This window comes from Actinotalea sp. (assembly GCF_035443605.1).
Taxonomy (GTDB): domain Bacteria; phylum Actinomycetota; class Actinomycetes; order Actinomycetales; family Cellulomonadaceae; genus Actinotalea.
Map to the genome: position 1 here is coordinate 1 of NZ_DAORSQ010000036.1, position 7009 is coordinate 7009.

Annotated in this window: 5 protein-coding genes; 3 read left to right on the top strand and 2 right to left on the bottom strand. The window is 75.7% G+C overall.

Annotated elements, in window-relative coordinates:
• Positions 1 to 95 precede the first annotated feature (95 nt).
• The 3 genes from PKY62_RS05825 to PKY62_RS05835 all read left to right on the top strand — a co-directional run bounded on the left by PKY62_RS05825 (position 96) and on the right by PKY62_RS05835 (position 4808).
• Entirely contained in the window at positions 96 to 2309 is a 2214-nt protein-coding gene (locus tag PKY62_RS05825) for an MMPL family transporter (protein WP_324535765.1), read from the top strand.
• On the top strand, positions 2285 to 3328 hold the full coding sequence (locus PKY62_RS05830) for a Gfo/Idh/MocA family protein (protein WP_324535766.1): 1044 nt from the start codon (positions 2285 to 2287) through the stop codon (positions 3326 to 3328). The genes PKY62_RS05825 and PKY62_RS05830 overlap by 25 nt, the downstream gene beginning before the upstream one ends.
• An 82-nt stretch (positions 3329 to 3410) precedes the next feature.
• The gene (locus tag PKY62_RS05835) at positions 3411 to 4808 is read left to right on the top strand and encodes a protein kinase domain-containing protein (protein WP_324535767.1); all 1398 of its coding nucleotides are present in this window, start codon (positions 3411 to 3413) and stop codon (positions 4806 to 4808) included.
• Here the strand turns inward: PKY62_RS05835 and PKY62_RS05840 are convergent.
• Complete coding sequence (locus tag PKY62_RS05840; RefSeq protein WP_324535768.1) at positions 4789 to 5685, bottom strand: TIGR01777 family oxidoreductase; 897 nt, start codon at positions 5683 to 5685, stop codon at positions 4789 to 4791. The genes PKY62_RS05835 and PKY62_RS05840 overlap by 20 nt on opposite strands.
• Before the next feature lies 1 nt (position 5686).
• On the bottom strand, positions 5687 to 7009 hold a 1323-nt coding region (gene sucB / locus PKY62_RS05845), incomplete at its 5' end, for a 2-oxoglutarate dehydrogenase, E2 component, dihydrolipoamide succinyltransferase (RefSeq protein WP_324535769.1).

Genomic DNA, 7009 nt, shown 5'->3' on the forward strand with positions numbered 1-7009 from the left:
GCGCTCGGGCGCGGACCGCGGTTCCTCGGGCTGGCTCGTGGTCAACGGCCACGACCTTCCGTGCGTCGGCTTGTCTGGCCAGGGTAGTGGGCCCCATGATACTCAGCATGCTGAGTAAATCTACGGGTGCCGGTCGAGGTCTGCTGCGGGGACTGGCCATCCTCGGTGTCCTGCTCGTCTGGCTTGTCCTCGCGGGGCTCGGTGGCACATCCATCGGGCGGCTGTCCGAGGTGCAGGAGAACGATGCGGCATCGTTCCTGCCCGCAGGGGCCGAGGCGACCCGCGCGGCCGAGGAGGCCGTGGCCTTCCGGGACACCTCCACGCTGCCGGCCCTCGTGGTCGTCACGGGTGACGGTGAGCTGACGGGCGGGCAGGTCGGCTCCGTCCAGGCCTGGACGGAGGGGATCGCGACGCTCGAGCTGCCCGACGGCAGCGCCGTCGGGGACCTGCTCACCGCGCCGTCGGTCGCGATCCCGTCGCAGGACGGCGAGGCGGTGCTCGTCGCGGTCTCGCTCGACGCGACGATGGCACGCGAGCAGATCGGTGAGGAGAGCGTCGTCAACCTCGTCGTCGGCGAGCTCCGCACCGCTGCGGGTGACCTCGAGGCCGACGGGCTCGAGGCGTGGGTGACGGGCCCGGCCGGATCGATCGCCGACCTCGTCGCCGCCTTCGGCGGGATCGACGGGCTGCTGCTGCTCGTGGCGCTCGCGGCCGTCTTCATCATCCTCGTCCTCGTCTACCGCTCGCCGTCGTTGCCGTTCACGGTGCTCTTCACCTCCTTGTTCGCGCTCTCCGGTGCCGCGTTGGTGGTCTACCAGCTCGCGAAGGCGGACGTGCTCGTCCTCAACGGGCAGAGCCAGGGGATCCTGTTCATCCTCGTCGTGGGCGCGGCGACGGACTACTCCCTGCTCGTCGTGGCGCGGTACCGCGAGGAGCTGCGCAAGGTCCAGTCGCCGTACACGGCCATGAACCGCGCCGTGCGTGCCTCGATCGAGCCCATCGCCGCCTCGGCGGGAACGGTCATCGCCGGCCTGCTGACCCTGCTGCTCTCGGACCTCACGTCCAACTCGAGCCTCGGCCCGGTCGCCGCGATCGGCATCGCCGCGGCCTTCGTCGCCTCGATGACGCTGCTGCCCGCGCTCCTGCTCATCGGCGGACGCTACGCGCGGTTCATCTTCTGGCCGCGCGTCCCGCGCCCGGTCGACGTGCCGGCCGACGGCGACGCCCCGCCGGCGGTCGAGCCCCTGGCGCACCTCGAGGCGCGCTCGGGGATCTGGGGAAAGGTGTCGGCGCTCATCGGGCGCCGAGCCCGGCGCGTGTGGCTCGTCACCGCGGGGGTGCTGCTGGTCGCGAGCGTCTTCGCCCCCTCGCTGCAGTCCGACGGGACCAGCGAGAGCGACATCTTCCTCACGCCGGTCGAGTCCGTCGCGGGCGCCGAGGTGGTCGCCCGGCACTTCGCCGCCGGCCAGGTCCAGCCGATCACCGTGGTCGCAGACGAGGCGGACCTCGACGCCGTGCTCGAGGCCGTCGCCGGGGTGGCCGGGGTCGACTCCGCCGCTGCCGTCACGGCCGGTGGGACGACCGGCCCCGCAGCCGGGGGACCGCCCGTGGTCATCGACGGCCGCGTGCTCGTCGACGTCGTGACCCAGGCGGCCGGGGACACCCAGGAGGCCACCGTCGTGGTCAAGGACGTGCGCGACGCGGTGCACGCCGTGTCCGACGGTGCGCTCGTGGGCGGCGCCGCGGCGGAGCGGCTGGACACCCAGCTGACCAGCGCCCGCGACCTGCGCGTCATCGTGCCCACGGTCCTCGTGGTCATCCTGCTCGTGCTCATCGTGCTGCTGCGCTCCGTGCTCGCACCCGTGCTGCTCGTGCTGGCCAACCTCGTGTCCTTCGGGGCGACCCTGGGCATCGGCTCGCTGGTCTTCACGCACGTGTTCGGGTTCCCCGGCGCGGACGCGACGGTCCCGCTCTACGCGTTCGTCTTCCTCGTGGCGCTGGGCATCGACTACTCGATCTTCCTCATGACCAGGGTCCGTGAGGAGTCGCTGGTGCACGGCACGCGCGAGGGGGTGCGCCGAGGCCTGACCGTCACCGGCGGGGTCATCACCAGCGCCGGCATCGTGCTCGCCGCGACCTTCGGGGCGCTCGCCGTGCTGCCGCTGCTCTTCCTCGTCCAGCTCGCGTTCCTCGTCGCCCTCGGCGTGCTCATCGACACCCTCGTGGTGCGCACGCTGCTGGTGCCTGGTCTCGTGCACGACCTGGGCAGGGCATCCTGGTGGCCATGGCACACCAGCATCCGCGACTGAGGGTCGCCGTCGTCGGCTACGGCATGGCCGGCCGCCTCATCCACTCCCCGCTGATCGAGGAGGCCGGGCACCACGTCGTGGACGTCGTGACGTCCGACGTCGCCCGCGGTGCGGCGGCGCGTGCCGAGCTGCCCGAGGTCCGGGTGCACGCCGACCTCGACGCGCTGCTGGCCCGGGCCGGTGCGGACGCGCGGTCTCGGCCGGACGTCGTGGTGCTCGCCACCCCGACCGGGTCTCACGTGGAGCACGCGCTGGCGGTCGTCGCGGCGGGGCTCCCGGTGGTGGTGGACAAGCCGATCGCGCTCGACGAGGCCGGTGCGCGCCGCGTCGTCGAGGCGGCGGAGGCGGCGGGCGTCCCGCTGACCGTGTTCCACAACCGGCGGTGGGACGACGAGCAGCGCACCCTCGCCGGGCTGCTGGACGCCGGTACCCTCGGCACGGTGCACCGCTTCGAGCGCCGCTGGGAGCGGTGGCGGCCGGTGCCGAAGGACCGTTGGCGCGAGAACGCCGTGGGTCAGGGCGGCGGCCTGCTCCTCGACCTGGGCGCCCACCTCGTCGACTCGGCCGTGCAGCTGTTCGGCCCCGTGACGTCGGTGCACGCGGAGCTGCGGTCGCTGACCACCCTGGCGGAGGACGACGTCTTCCTGGCCCTCACGCACGCCGGCGGCACCATCAGCCACCTCTCGGCGGGGTCCCTGGTCGGGGCTCCCGGGCCGCGTACGCGCGTGCTCGGCAGCGACGGCGCCTTCCTCGTGACGCGGTTCGAGGGCGAGGAGGGTCCGTTCGACGCGATGGACCCGGGGCCGGGGATGGCCGGGTGGCACGTGCACGGCGCGCAGCGCAGCCCCGTCCCGTGCGCACCCGGTGGCCATGCCGACTTCTACCGCGCGGTCGGGCCCTGGCTCACGGGCGGCGCGCCGCCACCGGTGGACCCGTGGGACGCCGTCCGGACCGCCGTGGTGCTCGACGCCGCCCGGCGCAGTGCGACGACCGGGCTCCCGGTGGCGCTGCCCGGCTGAGGCCGGCCGGCCGGTCCCGTGCGGTGCCAGCCGACCTGTGGACAACGCCGGCCACCCCGGCGGTGCGTGCTGCGATGGAGGGATGGACCGCTCCGTCGCCCCGATCGGGCTCGCGATCGCCCTGCGTGGTTCCGGGCTGCGCCTCGCCGGGCCGCTCGGCGCCGGGTCCGGCGGTCCGCGATGGTCGGCGACGGACGACGACGGCGCGCGCTGGGTGCTCACGGTGGTGCCGGCGCGGGGCGCCGACCGGGCCCGGCGGCGTGCCGCCGCGCTCGCCGGCCTCGATCATCCGCACCTGACGCGACTGGGGACCGTGGTCGACCTGCCCGACGGTGCCGTGGTCCTCGCCCACGCGGCCGTTCCGGGCATCGACCTCGTCACGCTCGCCGCCGCGCGGGGTGCGCTGCGCCCCGGTGAGGTGGTGGGACTGCTCGTCCCCGTCGCGCACGCCCTGGCCGCGCTGCACCGCGCCGGGCTCAGCCACGGGGACGTGTCGCCGGCGAACGTCGTCGTCGCCGACGGCCGGGCGGTCCTCGTCGACCTCGTGCACGGGGGTGACGCGGGCGAGCACGGGACGGCGGGCTTCGCGGCCCCCGAGCGCCTCGACGCAGCGGGTCCGGCCGGTGACGTCCACGCGCTCGCGCGGGTGGGGCTGGCGCTCCTCGGGCCGGCCGAGCCCGCCCGCGGCCCCGCGGCCGCGCGAGCCCACGACGGCGTCGCGGCCACCGGCGTCACGGCGCCCGGCGACGCCGCCGACGTCGAGGCGGCGCTGCGCGCGGTCCTGGGTCGGGCGGTGCACGACGACCCCGGGCGGCGGGGGACCGCGCAGGGGCTCGCCGCAGCGATGGTCGCGGTGTGCACCCCCGAGGCCGCCGACCTGCCCGACCCGGCGGTGCTGGCCCGCCTCGCGCTGCGGCGGCTCGCCGGACCCGGTGGCGAGGGTGCCCGCGCGGGGGTCGGGCGTGGGGCTGCCACGCCGGACGGCGTGACGACGCGGCGCCGGGCCGCGCGGGGCCGGCACCGTCGGCGCCGGGCCGGGTGGGTCGGCGGGTGGGCGGCGGGCTCCGTCGTCGCCGTGGTGGGCGTCGCGCTGGCCGGTGCCGCGGCCGCGGGGGTGCTCGAGCCCGCCGGGGCCACGACCGGCCCCGTCGGACCGCTCGCCGCGGCCACCCGCCTGACCGTGGCGCGCACGGCAGCGCTGGCGACCCTGGACCGTCCCGCGCTGGCGGGCGTCACCCTCCCGGGGTCGCCGGCTGCGAGCGCCGACCGGGAGCTGCTCGCGGCACTCGTGCGCGGGGGCCGGGTACCCGCCGTCGAGCAGCTGGCCGTGCTGGTGCGGCCGGGCGCCGGTCCGCACCGTGTGGTGACGGGCTCCTGGATGCTCACGGCCGAGGGCGCGCGGTACTCCCAGGTCGAGCTCGTGCTGGGGAGCACACCCGCCGGGTGGCGGGTCGCCGAGGTCAGGCCGTCCGCTCCGTGACCCACCGGGCGGCGTCGGCCACCGTGGTGTGGCGGTGCTCGAAGCCCGAGTCGAGGAGCGCCTGCGGCAGGGCGTGCTGGGAGCTGAGGATGTCATCGGCGAAGGGGCCGACCGCCAGCCGCAGCGCGAACCGCGGGACCGCCAGCACGGCCGGCCGGTGCAGCTCGCGGGCGATCGCCGCCACGATCTCGCGCTGCGGGGCCGGCGCGGGGGCCGTGAGGTTGACCGCGCCATGGACCTGGGCGGTGAGCAGGTGCTCGATCGCCCGGAGCTGGTCGACCAGCGTGATCCAGCTCCACACGTTGCGGCCGTCACCCAACGGCCCGCCGACGCCGAGGCGCAGCAGGGGCAGCAGCCTGCCGAAGGAGCCGCCCGTGCGGGACACGAGGATGCCCGTGCGCAGGTGTGCGACCCGCACCCCGGCCTCCTCCGCGGGGGCGGTGGCACCCTCCCAGGCCCGGACCACGTCGACGAGGAAACCCGAGCCGGGCCCGGAGGCCTCGGTGAGCACCTCGGTGCCGCGGTCGCCGTAGTAGCCGACCGCGGAGGCCTGCAGCAGCACGCGCGGACCGTCGTCCATCGTCGCCAGCGTGCGCGCCAGCAGGTCCGTGGGCTCGGTGCGCGAGCGCAGGATGGTCCGCCGGTAGGCGTCGGTCCACCGATGGTCGCCGATCCCGGCACCACCGAGGTTGACGACGGCGTCGACCCCGGCGAGGGCCGCCGGGTCCAGCCGGCCCGCTGCGGGATCCCAGGAGATCTCGCGGCTCGTCGTCGCGGCGCCACGGACCAGCCGGTCGACCCGGTGGCCACGGCCCGCGAGGTGCTCGACGAGCGCGGAGCCGATCAGGCCGTGGGACCCCGCCAGGGCGATCCGCACGTCAGAGACCGACCTCGGCCGCGAAGTCACCGTCCTCGATGCGCTTCTTGATCGCCATGAGGTAGCGCGAGGCGTCGGCGCCGTCGACCAGCCGGTGGTCGTAGGAGAGCGACAGGTAGCACATCGAGCGCACGGTGATCACCTCGCCGCCGAGCGCGTCGGTGGCCACGACGGGGCGCTTGACGATCGCGCCCGTGCCGAGGATCGCCGACGTGCCGGCCGGCACGATCGGGGTGTCGAAGAGCGCACCGCCCGAGCCCGTGTTGGTCACCGTGAAGGTGGCCCCGCTCAGCTCGTCCGGCGTCACCTTGTTGGCGCGGGTGCGGCCGGCGAGGTCGGCGATCTTGCGGGCCGTCCCGGCCAGGTTGAGGTCGCCGGCGCCGCGGATCACGGGCACCACGAGCCCCCGCTCGGTGTCGACGGCGATGCCGACGTTCTCTTCGCCGTGGTAGGTGATCTGGTTGCCCTCGAGCACGCCGTTGACCTTGGGGTGCGCCTTGAGCGCCTCGGTCGCGGCGAGCACGAAGAAGGGCAGGAACGTGAGGTTGACGCCCTCGCGTGCGGCGAAGTCGCCCTTGGCCCTGGCCCGCAGCTGGGCGACCCGGGTGACGTCGACCTCGACCACCGTGGTGAGCTGGGCCATCGAGTGGAGCGACTCGACCATCCGCGACGCGATGACCTGGCGCAGCCGGCTGGCCTTCTCGGTGGTCCCGCGCAGCGGGGAGACGGCGACCGGGGCCCCGGCGGCGGTCGGGGCGGGCGTCCCGGCGGGTGTCGCTGCGACGGCAGGGGTCGCCGCAGCGGCTGCCGCGGCGGCAGCACGCGCGGCCTGCGCCGCCGCGGCCTCCAGGACGTCCTCCTTGCGGATCCGGCCGCCGACGCCCGTGCCGGTGACGGACGACAGGTCCACGCCCTTCTCGGCGGCGAGCTTGCGGACCAGCGGCGTGAGGTAGCCACCGGCGTTCTCGACCACGGCGGCCGCGGGTGCCGGTGCCGGGGCGGGGGCCGGTGCGGGGGCCGGTACCGGTACCGGTACCGGTACCGCGACGGGCGCGGGAGCCGGGGCCGCGGCCTCGACGGGGGCCGGGACCGGGGCGTGGGCGGGCGCTGCGGCACCCGAGCCGATCCGGGCCAGGGCGGTGCCGACGGCGACGGTCTCGTCCTCGGCGACGAGGATCTCGGTGAGCGTGCCGGCGAACGGCGACGGGATCTCGGTGTCCACCTTGTCGGTGGAGACCTCGAGCAGCGGCTCGTCGAGCGCGACGGTGTCACCGACGGCCTTGAGCCAGCGGGTCACGGTGCCCTCGGTCACGCTCTCGCCGAG

Bases quoted from the DNA above. Each gene is read 5' to 3' on its own strand.
- PKY62_RS05825 (WP_324535765.1), top strand. From the start codon at position 96: ATGATACTCAGCATGCTGAGTAAATCTACGGGTGCCGGTCGAGGTCTG.
- PKY62_RS05830 (WP_324535766.1), top strand. From the start codon at position 2,285: ATGGCACACCAGCATCCGCGACTGAGGGTCGCCGTCGTCGGCTACGGC.
- PKY62_RS05835 (WP_324535767.1), top strand. From the start codon at position 3,411: ATGGACCGCTCCGTCGCCCCGATCGGGCTCGCGATCGCCCTGCGTGGT.